General features: G+C 68.5%; 18 protein-coding genes. 7 read left to right on the top strand and 11 right to left on the bottom strand.

Features of this window, described 5'->3' with window-relative positions:
- Nucleotides 1–29: 29 nt before the first annotated feature.
- The gene (locus QHF83_RS21780) at nt 30–455 is read left to right on the top strand and encodes a hypothetical protein (protein ID WP_282419817.1); all 426 of its coding nucleotides are present in this window, start codon (nt 30–32) and stop codon (nt 453–455) included.
- 71 nt (nt 456–526) lie between these two features.
- Here the strand turns inward: QHF83_RS21780 and QHF83_RS21775 are convergent, their stop codons facing one another.
- Genes QHF83_RS21775 through QHF83_RS21765 form a run of 3 tightly spaced genes read right to left on the bottom strand, consistent with a single transcriptional unit; the run spans nt 527 to nt 2,383 of the window.
- Entirely contained in the window at nt 527–841 is a 315-nt protein-coding gene (locus QHF83_RS21775; RefSeq protein WP_282419816.1) for a cupin domain-containing protein, read from the bottom strand.
- Between the two features lie 10 nt (nt 842–851).
- On the bottom strand, nt 852–1,265 hold the full coding sequence (gene mce / locus QHF83_RS21770) for a methylmalonyl-CoA epimerase (protein WP_282419815.1): 414 nt from the start codon (nt 1,263–1,265) through the stop codon (nt 852–854).
- A gap of 32 nt (nt 1,266–1,297) precedes the next feature.
- Complete coding sequence (locus QHF83_RS21765) at nt 1,298–2,383, bottom strand: MaoC family dehydratase (RefSeq protein WP_282419814.1); 1,086 nt, start codon at nt 2,381–2,383, stop codon at nt 1,298–1,300.
- 141 nt (nt 2,384–2,524) lie between these two features.
- Between QHF83_RS21765 and QHF83_RS21760 the strand changes: the two genes are divergently transcribed.
- Complete coding sequence (locus QHF83_RS21760) at nt 2,525–3,856, top strand: AAA family ATPase (RefSeq protein ID WP_282419813.1); 1,332 nt, start codon at nt 2,525–2,527, stop codon at nt 3,854–3,856.
- A complete protein-coding gene (locus QHF83_RS21755; RefSeq protein ID WP_282419812.1) occupies nt 3,853–5,460 on the top strand; it encodes a hypothetical protein in 1,608 nt (535 codons plus the stop codon). Before QHF83_RS21760 ends, QHF83_RS21755 begins: the two co-directional genes overlap by 4 nt.
- A 304-nt stretch (nt 5,461–5,764) precedes the next feature.
- Here the strand turns inward: QHF83_RS21755 and QHF83_RS21750 are convergent, their stop codons facing one another.
- Nucleotides 5,765–6,454 (bottom strand): hypothetical protein, encoded by a 690-nt coding sequence (locus QHF83_RS21750; RefSeq protein ID WP_282419811.1) that lies wholly within the window; start codon nt 6,452–6,454, stop codon nt 5,765–5,767.
- 125 nt (nt 6,455–6,579) lie between these two features.
- On the opposite strand from QHF83_RS21750, the gene QHF83_RS21745 reads away from it, so the two are divergent.
- The 3 genes from QHF83_RS21745 (at nt 6,580) to QHF83_RS21735 (ending at nt 10,420) form a co-directional block, all read left to right on the top strand.
- Nucleotides 6,580–7,035, top strand: coding sequence for a hypothetical protein (locus QHF83_RS21745; RefSeq protein ID WP_282419810.1), 456 nt, complete (start codon nt 6,580–6,582; stop codon nt 7,033–7,035).
- 61 nt (nt 7,036–7,096) lie between these two features.
- Nucleotides 7,097–8,047: a hypothetical protein gene (locus QHF83_RS21740; protein WP_282419809.1), complete on the top strand. Its 951-nt coding sequence runs from the start codon at nt 7,097–7,099 to the stop codon at nt 8,045–8,047.
- Between the two features lie 132 nt (nt 8,048–8,179).
- Complete coding sequence (locus QHF83_RS21735) at nt 8,180–10,420, top strand: MopE-related protein (protein ID WP_282419808.1); 2,241 nt, start codon at nt 8,180–8,182, stop codon at nt 10,418–10,420.
- A 92-nt stretch (nt 10,421–10,512) separates the two neighbouring features.
- Here QHF83_RS21735 and QHF83_RS21730 read toward each other — a convergent pair whose 3' ends face one another.
- Nucleotides 10,513–11,070 carry a protease complex subunit PrcB family protein gene (locus QHF83_RS21730; RefSeq protein WP_282419807.1) on the bottom strand — a complete coding sequence of 186 codons (558 nt, stop codon included), beginning with the start codon at nt 11,068–11,070 and terminating at the stop codon, nt 10,513–10,515.
- Between the two features lie 214 nt (nt 11,071–11,284).
- On the opposite strand from QHF83_RS21730, the gene QHF83_RS21725 reads away from it, so the two are divergent.
- Nucleotides 11,285–13,468 (top strand): hypothetical protein, encoded by a 2,184-nt coding sequence (locus QHF83_RS21725; protein ID WP_282419806.1) that lies wholly within the window; start codon nt 11,285–11,287, stop codon nt 13,466–13,468.
- 3 nt (nt 13,469–13,471) lie between these two features.
- On the opposite strand, the gene QHF83_RS21720 is transcribed toward QHF83_RS21725, so the two are convergent.
- The 6 genes from QHF83_RS21720 to QHF83_RS21695 form a co-directional block, all read right to left on the bottom strand.
- Nucleotides 13,472–14,698: a cytochrome P450 gene (locus tag QHF83_RS21720; RefSeq protein WP_282419805.1), complete on the bottom strand. Its 1,227-nt coding sequence runs from the start codon at nt 14,696–14,698 to the stop codon at nt 13,472–13,474.
- 46 nt (nt 14,699–14,744) lie between these two features.
- Nucleotides 14,745–16,796 (bottom strand): alpha-amylase family glycosyl hydrolase, encoded by a 2,052-nt coding sequence (locus QHF83_RS21715; RefSeq protein WP_282419804.1) that lies wholly within the window; start codon nt 16,794–16,796, stop codon nt 14,745–14,747.
- 11 nt (nt 16,797–16,807) lie between these two features.
- Nucleotides 16,808–18,949, bottom strand: a complete 2,142-nt coding sequence (locus QHF83_RS21710; RefSeq protein ID WP_282419803.1) for an alpha-amylase family glycosyl hydrolase — start codon at nt 18,947–18,949, stop codon at nt 16,808–16,810.
- 122 nt (nt 18,950–19,071) lie between these two features.
- Nucleotides 19,072–23,718: an AAA family ATPase gene (locus tag QHF83_RS21705; protein ID WP_282419802.1), complete on the bottom strand. Its 4,647-nt coding sequence runs from the start codon at nt 23,716–23,718 to the stop codon at nt 19,072–19,074.
- Nucleotides 23,715–26,366 carry a glucosidase gene (locus QHF83_RS21700; protein WP_282419801.1) on the bottom strand — a complete coding sequence of 884 codons (2,652 nt, stop codon included), beginning with the start codon at nt 26,364–26,366 and terminating at the stop codon, nt 23,715–23,717. Before QHF83_RS21700 ends, QHF83_RS21705 begins: the two co-directional genes overlap by 4 nt.
- Before the next feature lie 48 nt (nt 26,367–26,414).
- Nucleotides 26,415–26,921, bottom strand: coding sequence for a peptidylprolyl isomerase (locus QHF83_RS21695; protein WP_282419800.1), 507 nt, complete (start codon nt 26,919–26,921; stop codon nt 26,415–26,417).
- Nucleotides 26,922–26,966: the final 45 nt, after the last annotated feature.

Here is a 26,966-nt window from a genome sequence, read left to right as displayed (position 1 = left end):
CCGATCGGATTCTGCTATTGCGGGGAGCCATGGCCCTCGATCGCCCGACCCCCGTGAGCTTCCATGCCCCGATGGTCCTCGCCGTGGGCCTGCCCCCCGACACCCTTTCGCGGGCGGGCGTGGTGCTCGGGCCCTCGGGCGTGGGCCTCCGGGAGACGAACCTCCTCGATCTACGCAGCGACTCGGCGAAGTATCGGCCGCTCGTGCTCCTCGTGGACGCCGAGCTCTACGACTTCGACCCCGAGGCATTCGACATGGTGGCGAAGGACGTGGGCGCGAAGCTCGGGATCGCGGGCAGCCCGCGCGAGTGCGAGGTCACGCTCGGGCAGATCATCGCCGCCGTCACCCGGAAAAGCGTGTTCCCGCCGCCGCCGAGCAGCGCGGACGCGGCGACCGACAAGTGGGACTTTTCCGAGGTCGTCGCCGCCGTGTCCGCCGCCGAGGGGCGCGAGTAGCGGAGACAATCGTCGTGAGGGACAAACGCGGTTCGTCCGGGCAATGCGCTCGGCCCGACGAACCGCGCCTGTCACTTCTTGTCGCGGAACATCGTCACGAGCAGCACGAGCGCAGGCTTTCCCTCGACCTCGTGCACGACGTGGGCGTCGAGCGGGACGACGACGCCCGGCGACATCGGGACGACCTCCTCGCCCACGCGGAGCTCGCCCTGGCCTTCGAGGCAATGGATGGTGATCGGGTGGATCGCGTGGTGCGCCGCGAGCACCGCGCCCTCGCGCAGCGCGATGAGCACGAGCTTGCGGCGCTCGTCGGAAAGGACGGTGCGGACCTCGCGCTCGCCCTCGCCGCGGAGCGCATCCTGGAGCTGGATCGGTGTGATCGTCATCGTTCGCTCGTCAATGCGACGGTTCGGGCTCGACGAGCTCGACGAGCACGCCGCCCGTCGCGCGCGGGTGCAGGAACGCCACCTTGTGGCCCCGCGCGCCGACACGCGGGGTCTCGTCGATGAGCGGGACGTGGAGTGATTTCAGGAGCGCGAGCGCCGCCTCGATGCCCTCGACCTCCACGGCGATGTGGTGCAGACCGGGGCCTTTTTTCTCGAGGAACTTTTGCAGCCCCTCGTTGCCCTTGGGCTCGATCAGCTCGACGTTGCTTTCGCCCACGGGCAGGAGCACGACTTCGGTCTTCTGCGAGGAGACGAGCTCCCGCACGCCGGCCTCGAGGCCGAGCGCCTGTTGCCACTTCGCGAGCGCGTGATCGATGTTGTCGACGGCGATGGCGACGTGATCGATGCGCTTGATCTTGATCATGTTGCTCTCCGGGCCAGTGAGAGGAATGCAATTCACGTGCGACGCCGCACGAGGAGCGTGCGGGTGATCTCGACGGCCTTCTCGGGCACGCGGCCGTCCGTCTTGCCGAGCTCGGGCGTGAACAGGTCCGCCCCCTTCTCGAGCAGGACCCGCGCCGGCGTATTCTTGAGCCCGATCACGCGCAGGACCACGATCCCCGAATCCTTGCCGCGCTCTTCCTTGGCCACGACCGACGACGCGGCGTAGAGCGTGTCGCCGGCGAGCACACCGCTCGGATGCGCGCCGTCGTCGAGGCCGAGGTCCCAGACGGCGTTGCCCGCGGTGTCGCGGCTCGACAGCGAGAGCACCCAGGCGAGCACGAGGCCGCCGAAGACGACGCGCGTCTTCGCGAACGAGCTCTTCTGGCAATACCGCTCGTCGACGTGCATCGGATGCGAGTTCCGGAACAGCGTCGTGAGCTGCATGTGCTCGGCCTCGCTCACGGTGCGCCCGGCCTCGTGCGCGTAGACGTCGCCGACCTCGAAATCGTCCCAGAACGTGGGAAACGCGGCGCGGCGCGGCGGCGCGAGGTCCCCGAGGAGCGAGGCGGGCGCGCGGGGCATGGGCGCGGCGGGGCGCTCATCCACGGAGCTTTGCGGCGCGATCGCGGCGCGCCCCGCGACCTTGCCCACGCGCACGAGCACTTTGCGTTCGAACGAACAGACGACCTCGCCGTCCTGGTTCGAGACCTCGGTGCGCACGTGCACCACGCCCTTGTCGCCGGTGGAGACGGGCCGCGTGCCGATGACCCGCGACGCGGCGACCACGGTATCACCCGGGTAACACGCGTTCGGGAAGCGCACGTCCATGTACGCGAGGTGGGCGATCGCCTGCTCGCTCACGTCGTGCACGCTGAAAGACAAGCCGAGGTTCAGGAGCAAGAGCGGGTGGACGGGCCTGTCGCGAAGGCCGAGCTCCCGCGCGGCACGCCGGCTCGCGTAGGTCGGGATCACGTCCTGGAACGAGGCGGCGAAGAAGGCGAGCATGCCCTCGTCGACCGTCACTTCCCAAGGATGGGCGTAGATCGCCCCGGGAACGAAATCGTCGAAGAGCCTGCCGTAGCGGATCGTGTGGATCATTCGGAGAGGTCGCGGCGCCGTGGACGGACGCGAGCATGGCACGAGTTCGGAGCGGATGCGAAGGCCGAGCGCGCTCTGCCGCTTGCTTGACGTCCGGCGGGCCTTCGTGCAGAAGTGCGCGTCGGAGGAGCCCTTCCACGCATGTCCCGGCGCGACACATGGCTCACGGTGATCGATCGTTTCGACCCGGAGCTCTCGCCACGAAACCCCGCGTGGCGCACGCCGCGGAGCCGTAGCCCGGCAGGGACGATCTGCGAGTGGCTCGATATTCCGCGGGGTATCCCGCGGCTGCTCGTGACGGGGACGATCGGGACGGGCAAGACCACCGAGCTCCAGCGCATCGCGGAGGAGCGAGCGGGCAAGGAGTTCGTCGTCTTCGTCGACCTCGAGCGCCATTGCTCCGAGGTCGTGCACGACGCGCAGGCGATCGAGCGCGTGAGCCCGTGGGAGGTGTGTTTTCTCATGGGCGTCGCGCTTCTTCGCGCGGCCGAGGAGCGGCTCGCTTACCACCTCCCCGAGGAGCACCGCAAAGACCTGGAGAAACGGTGGGCGGCGCTCGCGAAGAGGACGAACGCGGATGCGCCGCCGCAGATCGACATTGCAGCGCTCGCGAAATCGATGGTCGTGCTGGCGTCCTCCGCCGCCACCGGCGCGCCCGCGGCCGTGGGCGCGGGGCTCCAGCTCCTCAAGGCTGGCACCGAGTCCGTGAAATGGACGGCGCCTTTTGGCAAGACGCAGAAAGCGCTCGCGGACCAGGAGTCGGACGTCCAGGCCCTGCTCGATTGCGTCAACACGCTGATCGGCCTGGTCCAGCAGCGCGGCTCCCGCATTCTCTTCATCATCGACGGGCTCGATCGGATCCGCGATTTCAACCGCGCGAAGGCGCTCTTCCTCGACTCGGTGCTCATCTCGCAGCTCGCCTGCCCCATGGTGATCTGCGGGCCATTCGCGCTCCGGCACCACCCGGCGACCGCGGCGATCCGGGGCTTCCACGACGTGCCCTCGCTGGTGAACGAGCCTGTCCTCCTGAAGGCCGAACCCCAGAAGAGAGGGCCCGGCATCGATTTCTTCCGGGACCTCTATACGAGGCGCGTGTCCGACTTGCCGGACGGGCCGTCGCTCTTCACCGCGGAGCAAATCGACGAGCTCGCCTATTATTCGGGTGGTCGAGCGCGGGAGTTCGTCGCGTTCATCTACCGCGCGGCCGGGCTCGCCTCGCTGGACGATCTCGCGCAGGCGACGGACGCGCTCGTGGAGCGCGTGCTCGACGAGTTCCGGCGGAAACGAGAGACGGGGCTCAACAAGGGCCACATCCGGACGCTGGAGGAGATCGCCAAGGATCCGGACCATCGGCTCCCCGAGGGCAACCTGGCGCAGGAGCTCCTCACCTACGGCACGCTCTTGCCGTATCCGAACGACTCGGAGTGGTATTTCCCGCATCCGCTCCTCCTCCGCCACATGATCAAATTGTGAGCGACTGGATCGAAGAGATCCGTCTGGGGCTCCGGCTGAGCCCGCGAGGCGTCCTCATCCTGGTGGACCACGCGGTGCCGGAGCGGCTCGGCGGTCTCGCGCGCGCGCTCCTCGCCGATCATCCCGATCTCGAAGTACTGGCGAGGCCGAGCGGGCTGATGGATCTGCCCGACGGCTCGGTCGTGGTGCTCGTCCCCGAGGCGGAGGACGCGTTTTGGCTCAACATGAACCGGCCGGTCTTCGCGCGAAAGTCGCTGAAGGTCGTGCTCTTCTGCCGGCGCGAGGTCACGGAGGTGCTGGCCCGGGAGGCGCCCGATTTTTACGATTGGATCGCGCAGCGGCACGAGTGCCCGCCGGGCGTGGCGGAGCATGCGGTGTTCGGGATTCGGCAGGCGCTGCGGTGTCGGGCGCCGGGGATCTTGTTTGCGTATGGGTACAAGAATCGACACCCGCTGGAGCGGCAGGCGCGAATCGAGCGGTTCGAGCGAGTTTTCCGCGAGGCTTTGCCGGGGCGAACGATTCGGTGGATCGAAGCCAACGAGCCTTATGCCAGGATCGTGCACGAAATCGAGACGGCGGGCCGTGCGTGGGTCGCTTGCGACACTGTGAGCTCCGCGCAAGTCGAGCGGTTCCGCTGGGCGCTCGCGGAGGCCCGGCGCAAGACGAGGGCGATCCTGCTTGTTCCATATTATCATGAGGATCGATTCTGGAACATCTCCGACGATGTCTGGGATCGCCTTGGAGTCGTCATCAAATTGCTTACGAATGCGGGCGCGAGGCACCCGGGCAGGCTCGCGGCAGTCTCCGGGCTGGAGGACGACCTCATCGCATCCCTGATCGAACTTTTGCGGAGGGGTTACCCCGAAGACGAGCTCTTCGCGGCCATGCTCCGCTCCGCGGACCCGGGCGCGGGGCTCGGGGAAAGGATCCTGAATGCCGGCCTCGCGCGAGTCCCCGTGCAGGGGGATTTCATCACTCCGCCCGTCCAGCGTCACCTCGGCAAACGTATTGGCCTCTGGCGACGATCGCGCCGCCCCGCCCGACAGGTCAGTGCGTGGATGTCTTCGGACGATGGCGGCGAATTTCCTCTGCTCCGAGGCCACGCGTCCCGGATCGAGTTCCTCCTCTGCCAGGGCGAGCGGACGCCGGAGCGCTGGAGCGAGCTCTCACAGCTCGCATACGACCAGGGTCACTTCGATGTTGCGCACACGTGGGAGATCCGGGCGCTCGAGCTGGAGGAGAGCTCGACCGCCCGTCGATGGGCGGAAAAGCAGTGGCTGGCCAAGCACATCCCAAGGCTCTTTTCCTTCCTTCTCGGCCTCGCCCTCAGTCTCAATCGCTCGGGACGCGCGGCGGACGCGGAGGTCTTGCTCCGCCGGCTGCTCGGGCTCCCGGTCGAAGGGGACCTCGAACCTCGATTCCTGGGCCTCAGTGGCCGCGACAATCTGCTTGCCTTCGTGCAAGGCACCCATCGTATCGAGCTATCCCCAGAGAACCGCAAAGAACTCTGGAACGAGCTCGCCTCCGCCCTCCGCGCCCAGGGTCGCCACCTCGAAGCCGCCGAGGTCGAAGCCCAACGCGACCAGGATCTCGACGCCTCGTAACCTTGACACCCCCCCGAGCCCGTGCCTCGCCCCCGCCGACACGCACGGCCATCCCTCGCCGCCTCCCCTGCCCCTCGCGCGTCACGCACGCCCCCTCCTCGACGTAAGCATCCACCCCCGCGCCTCACGCAAGAGGGTCCCTCGACGCCCCGAGTGACCTCCGTGCGTCACGCACGCCCCTACCCTCCTCGCGCCCAGCACCCCCCGTGCGCCACGCAAGATCCCTCCTCCCCGCGTCGATCCCCCCTCTTGCGTGAGCCACGTCGCTCGATCCCTCCTTCGAGCGACGCCCTCTCGCCGTCCATCAGCCCTCCCCGCCCCCCGGTCCCTCGTCCTCGCCGTCGTCGTCCTTCCGCTTCCGGCGCGGCTTCGTCGCCGTGAGGAACGACGCCACCCGCTTCGGCTGCCCGGGGAAGAGCTGGAGCAGCGCGCCCTCCAGCTTGTCGATCTCCACGTTGATCTCCCCGATGTACAAAAGCTCCGACGTCCCCTGCATCGCGAGCGCGGACATCGCCGCCTCGCGCTCCTTGCTGTTCGTCTCCAGCGTGTCCGTGGCGCTCGTCAGCCGAGGCGTCCACTTCTCCGCGAGCGCCGAACCCGGCTCCCGCCCGAGCTCCTCGATCCACGCGCGCCCCTGCTTCACCTCCCGATCGACCCCGAACGCCTGCGCGTCCGACGGGGTCACGCCCACGAAGAACCGCGTGTAGGGCGGCCGATCGCGCCGCCCTTCCGACTCGTTGACGACATATCGACCGAAGCTCGCCGTCTCCGCGTCCCAGCGCGCGTCGGCCACGGAGAGCCGCGCCCTCGCCCGCACGAGCGTACGCTCCAGCGCGCGGCGCTGCGCGGCGAGCCCGTCGCCCTTCTGCGCCAGCGCATCCCATAACGACGCAAGCGGCCGCGTGACCGGATCACTATCGAGCGCGCTCGTGATCGCGCCGCAGATGTCGGCAGCGGTCTGCGCCGCCATGTCTTCGCGGAGATGTGTGGCCATACGCTCCTCCCTGCACCGCGAAGCTACCATGCACGGGCGCCGCGTCGTCAACCGTCGCCGGAATGTCGACCCCCGGGCCTCCGTTTGGTAACGTGCACATTCCGCCAGGGGATGCGGGGAAGCGCATGTCGAGCACGCACAAGGACCTGAAGGTCCGCATGGTCCAACAGCTCGCCGACGTCTTCGGCCGCGTCGTCGGCTTGAAGCGCGCGGGAAGGCTCGACGAGGCGGTGGAGCTCGTCCAGACGACGGCGCTCCATCTGTTCGGCCCCATGTGGGAGACGCTGACGCGGCACGACGCTTCGAGCGCGGCGATGATGCTCGGCAGCCGCGAGAAGGTCTCGGCGTGCGCAATGCTCACCCAGCACCGGGCCGAGCTCGATGATCTGCGCGGCGAGGTCTGGAAGGCGCAGGCGGGCTACAAGCGCGCCCTCGAGCTCCACCTCGAAGCGGCGCGGCTCGGCGCCGACGTGGACGTGGCGACGCGCTCGGCGCTGAAGGCGCTCCGGCCGCGCGTCGACGAGTCGAAGCTCTCGAAATCGTACCAGATGCAGCTCGAACGAATCGACGGGCACCGCTGAACCGCCGAGCCGCTTGACAGGGCCGAGGAACTTCCGTGTCCTCGCGTCACTCCTCATCGCCATGCTGAGCGCTCGCCTCCTCCCGCTCCTTTGCCTCGCCTCCGTCGCCGCGTGCCGCACGCCCGACAGCGCTTCGCCTCCGCCGCCCGCGACGGCCTCCGCGGCGCCGCCCCCGAGCGCCGCGCCCGCCCCCGCGCCTTCTGCGAGCGCCCAAGCGCCCGGCCCCGCGGCCCCGCCCGAGCCTTGCGGCGAGATGGGCTGCCTGCTCTACGACACACCCAAGGACGCGTTTGCCGCGATCCTCGCGGAAAACCCGCTCATCCTCGGCATCGGCGAGTCGCACGCGCAGAAGGGCAAGGAGGGCATCCCCACGGCCACGAAGCGCTTCACCGAGACGTTTTTGCCCATGCTCGCGGGCAAAGCGAGCGACATCGTGCTCGAAATCTGGGTGTCCGAAGGGAAATGCGGGAAGGAAAAAGAGGCGCAAGTCGCCGAGCAGCAGAAGCCCGTCACGCAGGGCCAGGCCAAGACGAACCAGAACGAGTTCGTCACGCTCGGCGACGCGGCGTACGCGCTCGGCGTGAAGCCCCATATCCTGCGCGCGAGCTGCGCCGATTACGATGCGATCGTGAAGGCGGGGCCGGATTCGGTCATCGTCATGCTGGAGATGATCGCGCGGCTCATGGATGAAAAGGCCAAGACCCTCGCCTCGCGCAACGCGAACGCCGGCGCGGGGAAGATGGTCCTCACGTACGGCGGAGCCATTCACAACGACCTCACCGCGCGCCCCGGACGCGAGAAGTGGACGTTCGGGCCGGATCTCGCGGCCGCCACCGCGGACCGGTACGTCGAGCTCGATCTCGTGGTGCCCGAGTTCATTCAGGACAACGACGCGTGGAAGGCGCTGCCCTGGATGCCGCATTTCAAGCGCGACGCCCATCCCACGAAGACCACCGTCTTTCGGCCCGCAAAGGGCTCGTTCGTGCTGATCTTCCCGAAGACGGGGCAGTAACACAGGCCACATCCCCAACCCCCTCCGTGCGGGGCGCGCATTTCTTGCCTGGCCTATTGTGCGGGGGGCCCTATTTCGTGGATGATGCGCTGCATTTGGCTTGCAGCCACTTCCATTCCGGAGGTTCGTTCCATGTTGCATCGGCGTCACCTTGCTTCGTTCACATTTTCGTCCCTCGCGCTGATCGTCGGCGCGGGCCTCGCGGGCTGCAGCGACGACCTGCCCCCGGCCACCAGCTTGGGGTCGAGCAGCTCGACGGGCGGCGCCGGTGGACAGGGCGGCGGCGGGACGGGCGGCACCGGCGGTGTGGGCGGCGTGGGCGGCACCGGCGGCGTGGGCGGCGTGGGCGGCGGCACGGGCGGTACCGCCGGCGCCGGCGGCATGATGTGCGAGCCCGTGACCGAGGTGTGCGGCGATAACGTCGACAACGACTGCGACGGCCAGACGGACGAAGGTTGCTGCATGCCGGGCAGCACGCAGGCCTGTTACACGGGCCCGGATGGCACGATGGGCGTCGGCGCCTGCAAGGCCGGCGTCCAGACGTGCAACCCCGACGGCCTCTCGTATGGCCCGTGCGTGGGCGAGGTCGTGCCCGGCGTCCAGACGTGCGGCCTGACCGACGAGGACTGCAATGGCGTGGTCGGCGACGGCGCGGGCTGCTTGTGCACGCCGGGCAACTCGATGCCCTGCTACACGGGCCCGGCGGGCACGAAGAACGTCGGCATTTGCAAGGAAGGCCTCGCGACGTGCGCGCCCGACGGCCTCTCGTACGGCGCGTGCGCGGGCCAGGTCCTGCCGCAGGCCGAGGCCTGCAATGCCGTGGACGACGATTGCGACAGCTTCGTGGACGACGGCGCGAACTGCGCGTGCGCGCCGAACTCGACGAAGGCCTGTTACACGGGCCCGATGGGCACGTCGGGCGTCGGCCTCTGCAAGTCGGGCGTCGAGACGTGCGCGCCGGACGGCTCCGGATACGGTCCGTGCACGGGCGAGGTCGTTCCGACGCCGGAGAACTGCGCGACCACGGGCGACGACGATTGCAATGGCCAGGCGCCCGCGTGCACCGGCGACACGACCTGGGTGCGGACCTTCGGCAACAACCAGAACCAGATCGGGCTGGCCGTGGCGACCGACGCGCAGGGCAATGGCGTCATCGTCGGCAGGTTCTCGGGGGCGATCACCCTCCCCGCGCCGATCGGCACGCTGACCGCCACGGGCAACGACAACATCTTCGTCATCAAATACAATTCGACGGGCACCGTCGTGTGGGCGAAGAAGTACGGCGATGCGGCCGGGCAGGACGTGGGCAGCGTCGCGATCGACAGCGCGGGCGACGTGCTCATCGCGGGCGAGTTCCTCGGCACCATCAATTTCGGCGGAACGGCGCTGACGAGCAACAATGGTTCGCGCGACATCTTCGTGGCGAAGCTCGCCGCGGCCACGGGTGATCACGTCTGGAGCCAGGCAATCGCGAACGCATACACGCAGGAGGAGGCGAGCGTCGCGGTGGACGCGGCGGACAACGTCTACGTCTCCGGCACGTTCTCGAGCAACCTCACGATCGGCGCGAACGTCATCTCGCCGATCGCGGGGGGCGGCCTCGAGGTGTTCGTCGCGAAGCTGAACAAGAGCGGCACGCCGCTCTGGGCGAAGGCGATCACCGGCCCGGCGACGCAATACGCGTACGACCTCGCGGTCTCGCCCGCGGGCGACATCGCGCTCGCCGGCGCGTTCCAGACCAGCATCGATTTCGGCGGCGGCAAGACGCTCACGAGCGCCGGTGGTTACGACATCTTCGTCGCGAAGCTCGACACGATGGGCAACCCCGTCTTCGTGCTCGGCGCGGGCGACGGCGAGCTGCAGCGCGCGAACGCCGTGACGTTCGACAGCGCGGGCAACGTGCTCGTGACCGGCGAGTACAACGGCTCGATGGACATCGGCAACGGCACGGTCACGAGCGGCGGCGCGGAGGACGTGTTCATCGCGAAGTACAGCCCCTCCGGCTTCCACATGTGGAGCAAGGCCATGGGCGGCGTGAGCACGCAGCGCGGCAAGGACATCGCGGTCGACGCGTTCAACAACGTGCTCGTCACCGGTCAATTCTGGGCCAGCACCGATTTCGGCAAGGGCAACATCCAGTCGAACGGCGAGCACGACATCTTCGTCGCGAAGTACAACCCCGCCGGCACGGCCGCCTGGACCAAGAAGTTCGGCGGCGCCCAGACCGAGTCGGGCGAGACCATCGCCGCGGACAACAACGCCGCCGTGTGGCTCGGTGGCAGCTACCGGAGCAACAACGTGCTCTTCGGCGACGGGAACTTCACGGTGAACAACGGCCAGGAGGACGTGGTCCTCATCAAGATGGCGCAGTGATCGAATCGTAACGTTCGGACACACCATTCTCTGCACGCCCGCGGCTCGCACAGGGCCGCGGGCGTGCGCGCTTCGATCACATCTTCACGCGTTCACTCGGCCTCGGCCTCGACGTCCGGGCGCGCGAGCGTCGACTCCGACGCGCAGTCCCGCACCTCCGTGACGTGGGTGAACACCACGCGCTGTGCGTTGCCGGGATGCTGGAAGCGCACGAGCACGTACGGATTCGTGAGCGCCTGCGTCACGAAGCAATGAGGGCCCGGCTCGATGAGCCGGGTCTCGATCGTGAGCGTGCGCCCGTCCGTCGAGCGCCCGATGTACGAGATATCCGCCGTGTAGCCGCCGGTCGGCATCGTGCCGGCTGCATACAGGATCACCCATTCTCGCTGGAAATCGAGGTATTCCGGCGGCGGGCTGCCGACGAAGGTCTGGTACATCCGCGGCGACGTCAAGAGGGTCCGGAGCTCGCCGCGCGGTCGGCCGGAGGCGCGGACTTCCAGCTCCGAGAAAGGCAGGGCGATCTCGCCCGGGTTCGGAGCCCGCGGCGGACGTTCCGCCCCTTCCCTGGCCGAGGCGTCACCGAGGGCCGTGCACGAAACGATCGCCACGAGAGCCCAGCCGAGCACGTTCTTCCGGGAAAACGTCTTCATGATTCCCCCCGGGGCGAGGTGCGCGGCAAGACCCGGGCCGACCAGGCTGGACCACGCATTCCACTTTTCCAGCGTCCCGGAACATGGAATCGTCCCGCATTCCGAATTCGAACAAAACCCAGGCTCGGGGCGGCGGGCGCGGCGCGAGGACCGTGGACGGGTCGCGCACCGCGCGTTAGGCTCAGCCTGCCCGTCGCCAGATCCGGAGAGCACGATGATGACGATTTCACGAGGCAAACGCCTTTCCCTCGGCCTCCCGGCCGCGCTCATGGGTCTCTGGCTCGGATGTGGCACCCCCGGCGTCGTGCCCATGAAGAGCGAACCGGCCCCGGCGCCGACGACGCCCGGACAAGGCCAGGGCCCCGCGCAGTCGGCCCCGGGCGCCGAGGCGCCGCCGCCGGCCTCGTGCGCGCACGGGCTCGAGGAGCGCGTCTCCGTCGATGTCGCGAGCGGCTCCGTGGCCTATTTCTACGAGGACCGGCCTTCGCTCGGCCGGCTCGATTCCGGCGCGGGGTACGTGTACCTCGATCACGACACGCAGAAGGCCTTCGTGGCGCGGCTCGATTCGTCGGGCACGGCGAAAAGCGTCCACGAGATCGTGTTCCCCGACAAACACGAGCGCTCGCACGTCGTGGGGGCGTTCCGGGGGAGCGACGTCGTGGTCGGGTCGGTCGTGTATCACGCCCAGCAGGAGGCCGATATCGAGCTCGTGCGGCTCGATGCGCAGGATCGCCCGATCTGGTCGGCCCGGATCGATCCCTCGCCGCTGCTCGACGGCACGCCCGCGCTCGCGTGGGGCCGAGACGACATCGCCGTCGCCTGGACGCGTGGCCCCTACCCGATGCACGAATCGGTGCGCGTCGCGCTCGTCGACGCGAAGACGGGCAAGGTCAAGCGCACCTTCGAGCTCTCCGCGGGCGAAAATCCCGGCGTTCCCTCGATCGTGTGGGACGGCGAGGCGTACTGGGTCGGCTGGCATTCGCGCGAGACGCGCGGCAACATCGAGATCCGCCGGCTCACGGGGGAAGGGCTCACGGGCGTGGGCGCGACGCTCCAGGGCGGGCTCAATCCTGTCCTTTTGCCCACGCGGGTAGGCCTCGCCGTCGCCTGGGATCAGGACCGCAAGATATGGCTCGCGATCCTCGACGGCGCGGGGAATCCCAAGCTCTCGCCGCGGATCGTCGCGACGCACCCCGATCCCGTCGCGTCGCCGCGCAAGCCCATGCTCGGCTGGGACGGCGCGCGGCTCGCGGTGGCTTACGAGGCGCATTTCCACGCGTCGGTCCTCGTCGCGCGGGCTCCGGAGGCCCTGATCACGGTCGTGGATCCGAACGGCGCCGCCGCCCCGCCGCTCCCCCTGCACGACGAGGATTCCGCCGGGGAAATGCCGGCCGTCCTGTGGACCGGGAAGGAATGGCTCGCCGTGTACAATCGGGATCGATTGCAACAAGGGAAAACCCCGGAGATCGTGGCGGCCCGCCTCGCCTGTCGCGAGGGGCCGGCGCCGAGCGAGGTGACCCCGAAAGGCCCGTGCGACGCGCGCACGCGCCCCGCGCCCGAGGCCTTGCGCCTGCCTGCGCGCGCGGTCGAGGCCTCCGTCCTGCAGCTCGACGACGGCGGATGGGCGGCGCTCGTCCTCGAGAAGGACGAAGCCATCTTCGTGCGTGTCGATCGCGACGGGAAAACCATCACGCGCGCCGTCCTTGCCGCGGCGACCGGGCGGCGCGAGCCCACGATCGCGCGTGTCCCCGGGGGATTCGCGGCGGCGTGGATCGACGAGAATGGCGCGGTCGAGGTCGGGCGGCTCGACGAGGCCGGCGCAATGCGAAAAACGACGCGCCTTCCCGGGGACCCGATGACGAGGAAGCCCGGGCTCGCCTGGACGAGCAAGGGCCTCGTGGTGGCCTATGCGCGCGGGGGCGCGGTCGTGACGGCGCTGCTCGACGGCGCCGCGCGTATCGTCTCGCAGCCCGCCCCGGCGGCGCGAATGCCGTTCCAGCCCGGCGATTGCGCGCTCGGCCATGGCCCGAAGGGGCTGCTCCTCGCGTGCGTGACCGGCACCGAGCGGACCGAGACCAGCGTGATCCGCGTGCTGCGCCTCGACGACGCAGGAAAGACGAGCGGCGCGCCCTCGCTCGCGTCGGCCCCGAACGCGCTCCTCCGGGATCCGTTCGTGCTCGGCACGGCCGAGGGCTTCTTGATCGCGGCGACCGGGCCTTTTGCCCGCGAGGTGATCACGATCGAGCTCGGATCGACCGGCGAGGTGCGTCGGCCCGAACGAAAGCTCCTGTCGAGTTATGGGTACGGGGCGATCGGCGCCGCCATGACCGGCAAGGACATCGCGGTCTTCGGGATCGACGGGCAGACGATCGCAGAGCGGACGGTTTGTCCGGAATGACGGTCAGGCCGAGGCGCTGACGCGGAGGGGGAATTTATCCATCGTGCGCATGATCGGGTGATTCCCCCAGACCGGCTCGCCCGCGAGCTCGATCTTCGGGTACCGCGCGAGGAGGCTCTGGAGCGCGATCTCGGCCTCCATGCGGGCGAGCGAGGCGCCGAGGCAGAAATGGGGGCCGAGGCCGAACCAGTGGGTCCCCGTGTGCTGGCGACGAATGTCGTACACGTTCGCGTCGGGGAGATATTCGGGGTCCCGGAACGCGGACATCAGGAACATGAACACGGGCTGGCCGCGCTTGATGGGGACGTTCGCGAATTCGAACGACTCGGTCGCGTACCGGGGGAACGGCATGCGGCCGAACATGTTGTACCGGAGCGTCTCGTCGAATGCGTTGCGCGCGAGGCTCGGCTCCGCGCGCAGGATCGCGAGCTGCTCCGGGTTCTGGAGCAGCGAGAGAATCGTCTGGTTCGTCCCGTGGTACGTGGTGTCGGTGCCGCCGACCAAAAGCCCCGCGACGAGCGAGACGAGCTCGGGGTCGCTCAGCCGATCCTGCTCGTCACACGCGTTGATGAGCTGGGTCATGAGGTCGTCTTCCATCGGATGAGCCCGGCGGTCGGCGATGATCTCGCGCACGAGCGCCATGCCGCGCGAGACCGGCGGCATGCAAGCCGCGAATCGCTCGGGGGGGAGCCCCGGGATGATCGTGGCGATGAGGCTCTCCGCGAAGGAGATGAACTCCGGCTCGTGGTTCGGGGGGATGTTGAGAACGCTGGCGATCACGCGGACGGGGTATTGCCGCGTGTAATCCGAGGAGACGTCGATCACCCCCTCGAGAGGAAACTTTTCGAGCAGTCCCTCGATGATGGCCTTCACCTTCGGGCGGTGCACCTCGACCGCGCGCGGGCCGAACGTGGGGTTCAGGAGCCTGCGCAGGCGCGCGTGCGACTCCGCAGGGACCATGAAGAGATCATTTTCGCGCAGCGTCACGAAGTCGGGATAGGCGGCCTTCATTTCCGGCGGAAAGCCGGCCCCGACGGTGGGATCGTGTCCCAGCCGCGCGTCCCTCAACAGGGCAATGCAATCCTTGTAGCGGAAAAAGACCGGCCCGCCTCCCTGCTCCCAGTAGTATACGGGAGCCTCTTCGCGAAAGCGGGTGAGCAAGGGGTACGGATCCTTCACGTAGGAAGGATCCATCGGATCGTAACGCAGAGCAGGGAGCGTCGTCGTCATGGGCGTATTCATAGCACGCCATGACGCGCCTGACGGACGTGGAACGTTACTGCACGAGAATCATCGAGCTGCGTGGCGGAAGGTTTACAGTGGGACCACTCACGCTCTGACCCGTCAGCAGGTTCGTGAGGTTGCCGCTCGGCAGGTTCCCGACGGAGCCCTGCATGTCCCCGCGGTTGATGGCGATGTAGACCGTCTCGGTGGCGTGCACCATCTTGTAGGCCATCGTATCGGCCGAGGCCCAGAGCGACGAGCGCTTGCCTCGACGGAGCGCGATGTGATCCTTTCGGATCTGCCCGAGCTTTTCGAGGTGCGTGCGTAGCAGGGTTTGACCGGCGGAGTAGCCGTTCCATTGCATGAAACGCCGGTTGTCCGGGTCACCCGCGCCGGGCAGGCCGATCTCGTCGCCGTAATAGATGAGCGGCACGCCGCGCGTGGTCATGATGAGCGTGAACCCGTTCGCCATGCGCTCGAATGCGTCCGTCCCGGAGGGCAAACCCGGCTGGTTTTGCCAGTTCATGTTCTTGCCGCCGTCCCAGGCGTCGCTCCAGAGCGGGGTTTGCTGGGCCAGGTGAATGACGCGGGGCAGGTCGTGATTGCCGATGAACGTGCTCATGACGCCATTGCCATAGGCGTCGTCGTTGCCGTTCAGGAAGCCTTCGAGGTCTTGCATCGTGCCCTGGCGCATGAGGACCTTCGAGCAGATCTCGGCGCGGAGCGGGAAATCGAACTGTCCGTCGAGCATGGTGGACGGATTGACGTATTTCTTGATGAGCGACTTGTTGCCCGTGTACGTCTCGCCGACCATGTAAAAATGCTTGCCCGTGACCGAGTCGATCTCGGCCGTCACGCGCGAGCGGAGCTCCGTCAGCCACGACATGTGCATGTGCTTGAGCGCGTCGAGGCGGAAGCCGTCGATGCCCGTCTGCTGCCACCACCAGACCATGTTGTCGATGCTGTACTTACGCGCCGCCGCATTCTCGTAATTGAAATCCGGCAGGTACGGCGTGAACCAGCATTTCTCGGTGGTCGCGGGGTCGTCCCAGGAGCAGCCCTCGCCGCAGACGCAGTTGCCGCCGCTGCCGTTCGTGTTCGGCCAGAACCAGCTCGCGTTGTCCTTGTAGACCTGGGCCGAGTCGTGCGCGTGGTTCGCTGCGTAATCGATGAGGACGGTGATGTTCACCTTGTGCGCCTCGTCGACGAGCTCCTTGAGCTTCGCCATCGTGCCGAAACGCTCCTCGGCCTTGTAGAAATCCGTCGGCCAGTAGCCGTGGTAGGCGCTGTAGTTCTTGCCGTCGTTGCCGAATCCAGCGAGGTCGGTGTTGTCGATCGGGACCGTGAGCCAGAGCGAGTTCACGCCGAGCTTCGTGAAATAACCGTCCTTGATCTTGTTGATGACGCCCTGCCAGTCGCCGCCCTGGTAATTGGACGCCTGCGGGACGTTCGGCACCGGCGCGCCGTTGTTCGAGGCGTCGCCGTCGAGGAAGCGGTCCACGAAGACGAAATAAAGGACCGCGTCGCGCCAGGCCTCGACGGGGCTGTCCTCCGGCGGATCGTCGCACGTCCAGGGATCGCAGGTCGTCGGCGAGACGAGGCTATTTTTCCCGCCAAACCCGTCATCGATCGTGTTCGGGTTGCCCGGATCGTTGATCCAGTTGCTCCCGTCGATGACGAACTTGTACTGGACGGGCTGGTTGTAGGGGATCGGGACGGTGGCTTCCCATTGCCCGTTCGCCTTCTCCAGCGGGACGCCGACGTCCCAGCCGTCGGCCGCGAAGTTTCCGCGCACGACCACGCTGCTCTGGCCCATGTCGGCGAGCGTGAAGAGGTAATCGCAGCGCTTCAAGCTGTCGTCACACATGGGCGGCCCCGGGGGCTCGCCGCCGCCCGCGCCGCCCTGGCCGGGGCCGCCCGCGCCGACGCCGGAGCCGGAGCCGCTGAGCACCGGGGGTTTTTCCCCCGGATCGTAGCCTCCGAATCCATCGGGCGGCTGATAACCATTGAGGTCGTCGCTCGAGCAGGACGCCGCGCCGAGCAAAGGCGCGACGAGGAGGCCCGAGAGGGCGAGCGCTGTGAACGTGTTCGTCGAAAGTTTCATTCGGAGACCCGTCAGGGTGAAGGGTTGCGGCAAGGGCTCCCCGCGCGCACGAGCACGCGGAAGGAGAGGGCTTCGAGCGGGACGGCGCCGCCGGCGGTGATTTCGATCGTCTCGCCGGTCATGACGTCGACGTAGCTGCCGAGCGGCACGGCGCCGGTCGGCACGGAGACGAGCGTCGTCTTGCGCGCGAAAAACACGAGCACCGGATCCCCATCCCCCGCGTCGCGCAAATAAGCATATTCGTCCTTCGTCGCCACGATGGGCCTGCGCGTGCCCGTGCGGAGCGCAGGCGAGCAGCGGCGCAGCTGGCCGAGCCGGCGGACGAGGTCCCGCACCTCGGATTGCAGCGGCCCGACGGTGGCGGGATCCGGCATCACCCGCCGCGAGTCCGGATCCCCCGCGCCGGCGAGCGCAATCTCGTCGCCGTAATAAAGCACCGGCAGGCCGTGCAGCGTCAAAATGAACGCGAGCGCCATTTTCGCCCGCGCATACACGACCGGATCCGTGGGCTGCGCGGGTTTGTCGTACCAGGGGTCGTTCGCGCCGTCGCCCGTGACCTCCGAGACGAACCGCGAGGTGTCGTGGTTGTCGATCATGCGGCCGAGCGCCGCGCCCGAGCCTTCGATGGCTGCGTCGGTCGAGACGAGAATTTCTTCGAGCTCGGAGAGGCTGCCGCGGTCGTGGCCAAATGCTTCACGGAGCTTCCACATGAGCGGGAAATCGAAGGCGCCGGAGAGGGTATGCGGGCCGAGGAAATACCGGATGCTCTCGATGCCGATCGCGCCGGGGCCGGTGAAGACCTCGCCGATCGAAAAGAGCGCGTCCTTGCCCGTCGCGAGGCGATCGAGCGCGTGCGAGATCCGGCGCGTGGCCGCGCGCGGCATCATGGGGACGGCGTCGATGCGCACGCCGTCCGCGTCGAACTCCTTCATCCAGAAGACGGCGTCGTCGACCTCGGCGCGCATCGAATCGGGGTGCTCGAATCGCACGTCGGGCATGTACGAGGTGAACCAGCACGTGGGGAGCTTCTCGCTCCAGCCGCAGCCGGGCGAGCCACACACGCATTTGTCGACGCCGTCGTTGAACCAGCCCTTGTTCCGGTTCTGGATGTATCGCTCGTTGTGCTCGTAGACGTGGTTCGGCACGAGGTCGAAGATCACGCGGATCCCGTGCCGATGGGCCTCGTCGACCATGGCGCGGAGGGCGTCCTCGCCGCCGATCCGCGGCTCGACCCCGCGTGATTCGAGCGGCCAGTAGCCATGATATCCTTCATAGGGCCGGCCGTCGCCGCGGCCCTCGCGGACCTCGATCGGATTCGTGTAGGCGGGCGAAATCCAGATCGCCGTGACGCCGAGCTCGTCGAACGTGCCGCGCTCGATTTCCGCGCGCACGCCGTCGAGCGTGCCTCCCGCGCGCGAGCCGGATTTGTCCGGGGGCAACGGCGCGAGCGGCGCGCCTCCGTCGCCCCGGAAACGGTCGATCATGAGGTGATACAAAAGGCCCTCGTCCCAGGAGGCCTGGGCCGGATCGATCCACGCGACGGCGATCTCGGGGCTCGCCTCGTTGCCGGATTCGTCGGCGCCGCGAAGGGTGAAGGTATGTTTGCCGCGGCCGAGGCCACGCGCGACGAACGTGAATCGCCCATCGGACGCCTGCGCGTTCGATGGCAAAATATCGCCGCCGGCGCGGAGCTCGGCCCGTAGCGATGCGGGGTCGAGCGCGGCTCCCTCGGGCGCGGCCAGAAAAACACCGCTCACCGTGACCTCGTCGCCGGAGACCTCGACCGCGTCGATACGAATCTCGGGCGCGCCGCAGCTCTCGGCGATCACGAGCGACACCTCCTCTTCGCCCTTCCACGTGGTCAGAGGATTGAGCCGATCGAGCGATCGCTCGCCGTCGCGAACGATGCGGTATCCATACTCGCCGGGAGAAAAATTCAATGGGAGCAGAAACCATCCATCGTCGCGCTGCGTGAGGGGCTTCGCCTCGGCCCAGTCGTCCCAGCTCCCCTCGACGCGTATGTCGCCCTTCGAGCCGGGTTCGGCCCAGATCACGGTCGTGCAATCGCGCCGCGGCACCTCGGGCCCGCCGCAACCCACGGAGGCGAGCCCGAGCGCCAAAACCCATGCGTGAAGAAAGAACGTCGTTCGCATGGCTCCTCGTTATGCATTACCACACCGAGCGGCCGTTCGTCATGCGTGGAGCACGCGAAGACGGGACGAGCGCAGGGGACGGATCGGCCAAGGTCGGTAAGGGGTCCTGGTTCGAATCGATTCTAGCGTCGGCAGCGAGAGAGAGCATACGCGATCCCCGCCTGGAGCGTGCTCCGCGTGGGGACCTTCGCGCCGAAGTCGATGTCGAGCTTCACGAGCGCCTGCGCGACGTCACCGCGGATACCAGTGATCACGACTTCAGCGCCGAGCAATTCGACGGCTCGCACCGTGTCGAGCAGGCGGCCCGCGACGTGGCTGTCGACCACGCGCACGCCCGTGATGTCGATGATGAGCGCGCGCAAGGCCCGCTTGCTCGCCCCGTCGAGCGCGACGCGCTGGAGGTCCTCGGCGCGCGCGGCGTCCACCGTGCCAACGAGCGGGATCACCATGACGTTGTCGGTGATCGGCACGAGCGGCGCGGAGAGCTCGGCGAGGCGCGCGCGCTGCATTTCGATCATCGCCTGCTCGAACGACGCGCGCTCCGCCTCGGCCTTGGCCCGGCGAAAGAGCTCGGCCTGGAGGCCGTCGTTTGCCCGCGCCAGGTCGTCCGTCCGGCGCCGGACGTCGGCGAGGAGAATCGCATTTTCGAGCGCGATGGCCGCCTGCGACGAGAGGAGCGAGAGGAGCTCGACGCGGTCCTCCGAGAATGCGTCCTCGACGAGGCGATTTTCGAGATAGAGGACGCCCGAGAGCGCGTCGCGGTGGACGAGCGGCAATCCGAGGAAGGAGCAGGGCGCGGCGCTGCCGAGGTGCGGATCGGCCTCGAACGGCGTTCCAGCCACGCCGCGACCGACGACAATCGGCGCGCGCGTGCGGGCGACGTATTGCACGACGCTCGGCGCGACGCCCGAGGCCTCGGCGAGCGGGCGCATGGCGCCGACGTCCGCGCCGTCGACGGTCAACGTGGCGCCGACGAAGAGCTCACCGCGGCGCACGAGGACGAGCGCGGCGCGATCGGCGCCCGCGACTTCGAGGACCGTGCGGAGGAGGCGTTCGAGCAGGCGATCGAGGTCGATTTCGCCGGCAATGGCCTGCGCCGCGCGCACGATGGCCATCACGTCGAGCGACCGGCCGCCGCGCGAGGGACGATCGGCGTGGCGCGTCGGTTTGTCCGCGGAGCCGCTCCCCCAATCTTCCGACGATGTTCCGCCGAAGACGTCGGGGTGCCGCGCTTCGAGGTCGCGCACCTTCGCCGTGGCGCCCCAGCGTACGTACGCGCGCATGGCGGCTTCGAGGTACGGCCGCGCGAGCTCGGGCCTCTCGCGGCCGGCGTAATAATGCGCCGCGCGCTCGCAGGCGAGCGCCTCGTGGTGAAGGAACCCGTTTTTCCGGGCCGCCTCGATCGCCTCGTCGTAAAGCTCGCGGGCCTCGCCGTGATGCCCGTCCGCGACCTTGATTTCCGCGGAAACGAGGCGATGCAGCGGGAGCCAGTGGTCCGGATAAAGCGCGACCCAGGCGCCGAGCTTCGTGAGATGGGGCGCGAGGCGCTCCCGGAGGCGCGCGCGCTCGGCCTCGTCCGCGCCGGAGGAGAGGCGCGCCGCGAATGTGAGGGCGGTGGTGAAGGTGGAGAAGGTCTCGAGGTAGAGCCACATACCCGCGGCCATCTGCCCCTCGGTGCGCTCGGCCCATACGAGCGCGCCGTCGAGATCGCCGTGGAGCAGGCAGAGCTGCGTCCGGAGGGCGTGGTGCATGCACGCCGCATATCCGAAGCTCGGCTCGATCGTCTGGACGAACGCCGCGTCGTCGAAATCGTCGCCGTCGAACGAGGTCGGCGCCTGCGTGCGCCCTTCGAGGGCGTGGAGCATCCGGCCGAGCGCGGCGAGCGTGTGCGTGGCGATCGGATCCCGCACGTCCGGCAAGATCCCCGTCGCTTTGCTCCACGCCTCGCGCACGGAGGTGAGCGGATCGGCCGACCAGTATCGCAGGGCGACGCCGAGGTGGAGCGAATACGAGACGTACGGGACGTCGCCCACTTCGAGGCTATGGACGAGCCCGCGGTCGACGAACGGGAGCGCGCCTCGGACAGGCAAAAACGGCGTGGCGCATGCGCCGATGGTCCAGGACGTCCTGCCGCGGAGCCCCGGGTTTTCGATGCGATCTTCGAGCAGCACCGCGAGGTCGAAGAATGCCCGCGAGGCCTTCGCGTCGCCGAGGATCATCGCCAGCATGAGGGCATAACTCGCGTACGCATACGCTGCGACGTCGGCGTGGCCGTGCTCGACGCACGCGGCGACGAGTCGCACGACGACCACGAGATAAAGGGCCTGATCGGCGATGTACGTGGGCGGGACGAGCGCCGTGAGCAGATCGAGCTGCGCGACGGCGTGCGGATCTTCGATACGCGGGGCGCGGGCGAGGTCCTCCGGCGAACGCCCGCCGACGAGGCGCGCGATATCGGCGAGCGCCGCCGGGAGGGACGCAGCCTCGGCCCCGCGCTCGGGCAAAACGACGGAGAGCTCGGACAAACCTTCGCGTCCAGCGGCGATCGCGTCCATGTATCGGCCGCGCGAGACCCGGAGGGAGAGGCGTTGCCCGTGCACGCGCGCTCGTTCGAGGGGCGTCTGCGCGTGCGAGAGCGCCTCGGAGAAGAGCACCTCCGCGCGCTCGGCATGGCCTTCGATGTACGCGCATTCGGCCCGCGAGGAGAAAAGCGCGACGGCGAACGCGGGATCGGACGCGAGCGCGGGCGCCGAGAGGAGGGCGGCCGAGGCGTCGTAGAAATCGACGGCGACGCGAAATGCAGCCTGCGATTGCGCCTTGCGGGCCGCCTCGAAGAGCAGGCGCGCGACGGAGCGGCGCTCGTTCTCGTCGTCGAGCAGCGAGGCGCCCTCGCGGAAATGGTGGGCGAGTTCGAAGAGCCGATCGTCTGCGGCGCCGGGCTCGGCGCGCATGGCGCGACCGATGGCGAGATGCACGCGCGCCCGCTCGTCTTCTTCGAGGAGCGATCGAGCCGCCTCGCGCACTTTTTCGTGAACGAAATGGTAGGTGCCGGTCCCCGGGACGATCATCCCGAGATCGATCGCCTCGGCGAGCGCCGCGGAGAGGCCCGCCTCGGGCGCGCCGAGCACGGCGTCGAGTTTGTCCTCCTCGAATCCGTGGCCCAGCACGGCCGCGGCGCCGAGGACGCGGCGCGCCTCGGGGGAGAGCTTGCTCAGCCGGTCGGCCACGAAACGGGCGGCGTCGTCCGGAATGGGCACTTCGAGGATGCGCCGTTCGTCCCAGCGAACGGCGTTCGTCGCAGGATCCCGATCGACGAGGCCCTCGGAGAAGAGGGCGTCGAGCACGTGCAGGACGAGGAATGGATTGCCGCGCGATTTGCGGTGCAAGAGGCGCGCGAGCGCCGCGACCTCGGGCTCGGGCACGGAGAGGACGTCCGCGACGATGCGCCCGACGTCCTCGGGCTCGAGCGGGCCGAGGAGGACCTTTTGAAGGGCGACGCCGCGCGGGACGATGGATTCGAGGAACGCGCCGAGCGGCCGCGCGGGCGCGGTATCTTCCTCGTGCGCCGCGCCGAGGACGAGCAGATGCGAGAGGCCTTCCTCGGCGAGGACGTCGCCGAGAATGGAGAGCGTGTCGGAATCGGCGCGATCGAGGTCGTCGAAAAAGACGGCGACGAGCGGCCAATGCGCGCAGAAGACGCGGAGGAAGGCGGAAACGGCGCGTCCCAGGCGCCTTCGTGATTCTGCGGCGCCGAGATCCGGGAGCGGGGGTGATTTTCCGAGGACGAGGGAGACGTCCGGCGCGAGGTCTTCGAGCACGGCGCCATGGCCGTCGAGGGCCTCGAGGAGGCGGGCGCGAATCGCATCGAGGCGCTCTTGCGGCTCGGTGAGGGCGCGGCGCGCGAGGGCCGTCATGACCTCGGCGAGGGGCGCGCGGGGCGCCGCGCCTTCGCTCGGTTTGGTCGCGACGAACAGGCCGCCCTGGTGGATGATTCGCTCGCGCGCCTCGGCGACGAGCGTGGATTTACCGGAGCCGGCCGGGCCCACGACGAGCACGAGTTCGGGCGCGCCGGACATGGCCCGCCGCGCGGATTCGGCAATCGCGCGGGCCTCGGCCTCGCGACCGAAGGTTTTGTCCCAGATACGCCGATCGTCGGGGCCGTCGCCGGCGCCGAGCGGAAAGGGCGTGGCCTCGGGGCCTTCACGCAAGAATCGTTCGAGGTCGAGCGCGAGCGCGCGGCCCGTTTGATAACGATCCGCGGGCGCCTTCGCGAGGAGCTTCTGCGCGACGTCGGAGAGCACGCGCGGGACGGATGCCATGCGCTCGTGCACGGGCACGGGCGCGCGCGCGAGGTGCGCGTGGGCGAGCGCGAGGGGGTCGGCGGAGACGAACGGCGGCGCGCCCGCGAGCATTTCATAGAGGACGGCGCCGAGCGAATAGAGATCCGCGCGCCCGTCGAATCCGCGGCTCGCGCGCCTCGTACGCTCCGGGGCCGCATACGCGAGCGAGGCTTCGCGGCAAGGCCCGCGGCCATCGGCCCCGCTGCGGGGGCCGGAATCCGTGAAGAATGCGTCCTCCGACGCGGGCTCGACGAGGATCGTCGCGGGAGACAGATCGCCGTGGACGCGGCCCGCGCGGTGCAGCTCGTCGAGCGCGAGCGCGAGCGCGAGCGAAAGGCGCGCAGCCGCCTCCGGGGTTTGCATGGAAGACGCGAGGAGGGCGGCGAGGGTCGTTTGCCCGCGCTCGTCTCCTTTGCCCAGGCGGCTCATGCCGAATCGTGCCTCCGATGCCGTTCGAGTCGCAGCACGAGATCCCCGACGAGGCCCGTCCAGCCGGTCTGGTGCGAGGCCCCGAGCCCCTCGCCGGTGTCCCCATGGAAGTATTCGTAAAAGAGAAGGTTGTCCCGGAAATGGGGGTCGAGCTGGAAGAGGTCGGTGTCGCCGTAGACGGGCCTTTTCCCGTCGGGGCCACGCTCGAAGAGGGCGACGATGCGGGCCGCGATCTCGTCGGCGGCCTGGCCGAGCGTGCGCGGCCCGTGCGTGCGCGTGGCGGGGACGCGCAGGATGTCGCCGAAGCCGTGCTCGAGGCGGAGCAGCGAGCGATAGATCATGTACGCCGTCGGCATCCAGACGGGCCCGCGCCAGTTCGAGTTTCCGCCTTTCATGCGGCTCTTCGATTCCCCCGGCTCGTAACCGACCTCGAGCCGTCGTTCGCCCTGCCAAACGACGACGGGCCGCTTCTTGTGCTCCTTCGAGAGGGAGCGCGGGCCGAAGGGCGAGAGGAACTCGTCCTCGTTGAAGAGGTGGCCGAGCACGCGTTCGAGCTTGCCGGGCGGGACGGCCGTGAGGACGTAGCGGCCGTCGGGGCGCTTGACGAGGGCCTCGGCGAGGTGAGGGTTTTTCCCGAGGAACCACTCCATGCGGCGGCGGAAGTTGTCGAGCTTGCGATAGACCTCGGGGCCGATGACGTGCACGGCGAAGAGCGGAATGAGGCCGACCATGGAGCGCACGGGCAGGTGGTGGGGCTGTCCGTGGATCGTGAGGATGTCGAAGTAAAACCCCTCGGCGTCGTCCCAGAGCGGGATCTCGGGCGGCTCGGCGTGGTGGAAGGTGTAGGCGATGCGGAGGAAATGCTCGAAGAACTTGCTCGCGGCGTCCTCGTACGCGGAGTTCTCCATCGCGAGCTCGAGCGCGATGCGCATGAGGTCGATGCAATACATCGCCATCCAGGCGGTGGCGTCGGCCTGTTCGAGCTTCATGCCGGGCGGGGGCGGCTCGCTGCGATCGAAGACGGAGATGTTGTCGAGGCCGAGGAAGCCGCCCTCGAAGACGTTGTTCCCCTCGGCGTCGCGCTTGTTCACCCACCAGGCGAAGTTGATGAGCAGCTTGTGGAACATGCGCTCGAGGAAGAGGCGGTCGCCCTTGCCGCGCTGCTTGCGCTCGATCTTGTAGAGCTGGTAGGCGGCCCAGGCGAGGATCGGCGGATTGAGGTCGCCGAACTCCCATTCATAGGCGGGGATCTGGCCGTTCGGGTGCTGGTACCACTCCTTGACCATCAGCTTGAGCTGGTTTTTCGCGCGGTCCATGTCGATCGGCGCGAGCGCGAGCGCATGGAACGCGAGGTCCCAGGCCGCGAACCAGGGGTATTCCCACTTGTCGGGCATGGAGATGACGTCCGCGACCGAGAGGTGGCGGAAATCCTTGTTCCGGCCGCGGAGCCGCGCGGCCGGCGGCGCGATCGCGTCGCCGCGGAGCCAGACGTCGACGTCGTAATGGTAAAACTGCATCGACCAGAGCAAGCCCGCGGAGGCCTGGCGCTGGATCGATCGGCGCTCGTCCGACATGTGCGGGCCTTGAATGGCCAGGTAAAACTCGTCGGCCTCGGCCTTGCGTTTCGCGAGGAGCTCGTCCGAGCCCTCGAACGGGGCCCGCTCGGGCCCGGGGCAGAGCCGCGCGCGGAGGACGACGCGGCCGCCGGCGGGGACGTTGAAGACGCGCCACGCCGCTGCCTTCGAGCCGCGGCCCTCGGGGTTTGTCCTGGATTCGTCGCCGTGGACGACCCGCGCGTGGAAGGCGTCCTTGACGTAGGGCGTGCGCGACGGCGAGCCGTAGAGGCGCTCGGTATTGGTCTCGTTGTTCGTGAAAAGGAGGGTCGTGTCGTCACCCTCGATGTAGAGGTAATGGGAGCCGAGATCGTGGTGGCTGGAGCGAAGAGAGAAAAACCCTTCGCCGCGCTCGCCTTCGTGGATCTCGGGGGGCGCGACGACGACCTCGTCCCACGACCAGGTGTTGCGGAACCAGAGGTGCGGCAGGAGATGAAGGGGGGCGTCCTCGGGGCCGCGGTTCTCGACGGTGACGACCATCAAGATGTCATTCGGCGTGCGTTTCGCGTATTCGACACGGACGTCGAAGTAGCGGCCCTCGTCGTAGAGGCCGAGGTCCCAGGTTTCGAGCTCGGGCTCGTCGCCGCCGCGCATGCGGTTTCCCGCGACGAGCTCCTCGTAGGGATAGCGGCGATGGGGGTATTTGTAGAGGAAACGGAGGTAACTCGACGTCGGGGTCGCGTCTTCGTAATGGTAGACTTCCTTGACGTCCTCGCCGTGATTGCCCTCGGCGTTGGTGACGCCGAAGAGGCGCTCTTTCAGAATGGCATCCCGGCCGTTCCACAGGGCGAGCGCGAGGCAGAGGATCTGCGTGCGATCGCAGATCCCCGCGAGGCCGTCCTCGTTCCAGCGATAGGCGCGGCTACGCGCGTGGTCGTGCGGGAAATACCCCCAGGCATCGCCGCTCGCGCTGTAGTCCTCGCGCACCGTGCCCCAGGCGCGCTCCGCGACGTAGGGGCCCCAGTCCTTCCAGCGAAGGACGCGCTCGCGCTCCTGGGCCAGTCGATGGTGCTCCTCCGTCCTCCACGCCTGCATGCCTCGAACATAACAGGATTCGAGGCCCCGAGCGCCCGAGGGGAACGATCACTCGGTGCGCTGGATGATGTGAAAGCCGTAAGCGGTCTCGACAACTTCGCTGATCTCGTTGATCTGGAGCCCGAAGGCCGCGTCCGAGAAGGACTTGACCATGGCGCCGCGCTCGAACTGGCCGAGATCCCCGCCGCGCTCGGCCGCCCCCGGCTCGTCGGAGCACTCGGTGACGAGCGACTCCCATGCGGCGCCCGAGCGCAGTGCGCGCAAGCACTCCTGCGCCTTTTGCTTCGCTTCTTCGCGGGTGCGCGTCACGTCCTCGGGGCGCTGTTGCGAGCGCTGGTGCATGACGAGGATGTGGCGCGCGCCGATGCGTGTCGGCTGGCGCGCGAGCCGCTGTCGCTCACGCTCCTCGACAGCCTCGCGCTCGGCCGCCCGCGCAGGCCCGATCGTTTCGAGCCCGCCCCCCGTCCAATCCGGCCCCGTGGCGAGCGTGGTGCACGCGGGACAGACGAACGCGAGCGCGAGGAGAACGGAAACTCGGCCAGCGAGGGCTGCCATGGGGCGGGAACGTGGACCAGGGGCCGCGGGCGCGCAAGGGGGTTT

Origin of the sequence: Polyangium sp. 15x6 (genome assembly GCF_029960785.1) — a bacterium.
Lineage (GTDB): Bacteria > Myxococcota_A > Polyangia > Polyangiales > Polyangiaceae > Polyangium.
The sequence above is the reverse complement of the archived record's forward strand: the minus strand, read 5'-3'. Positions and strand labels throughout refer to the sequence as shown.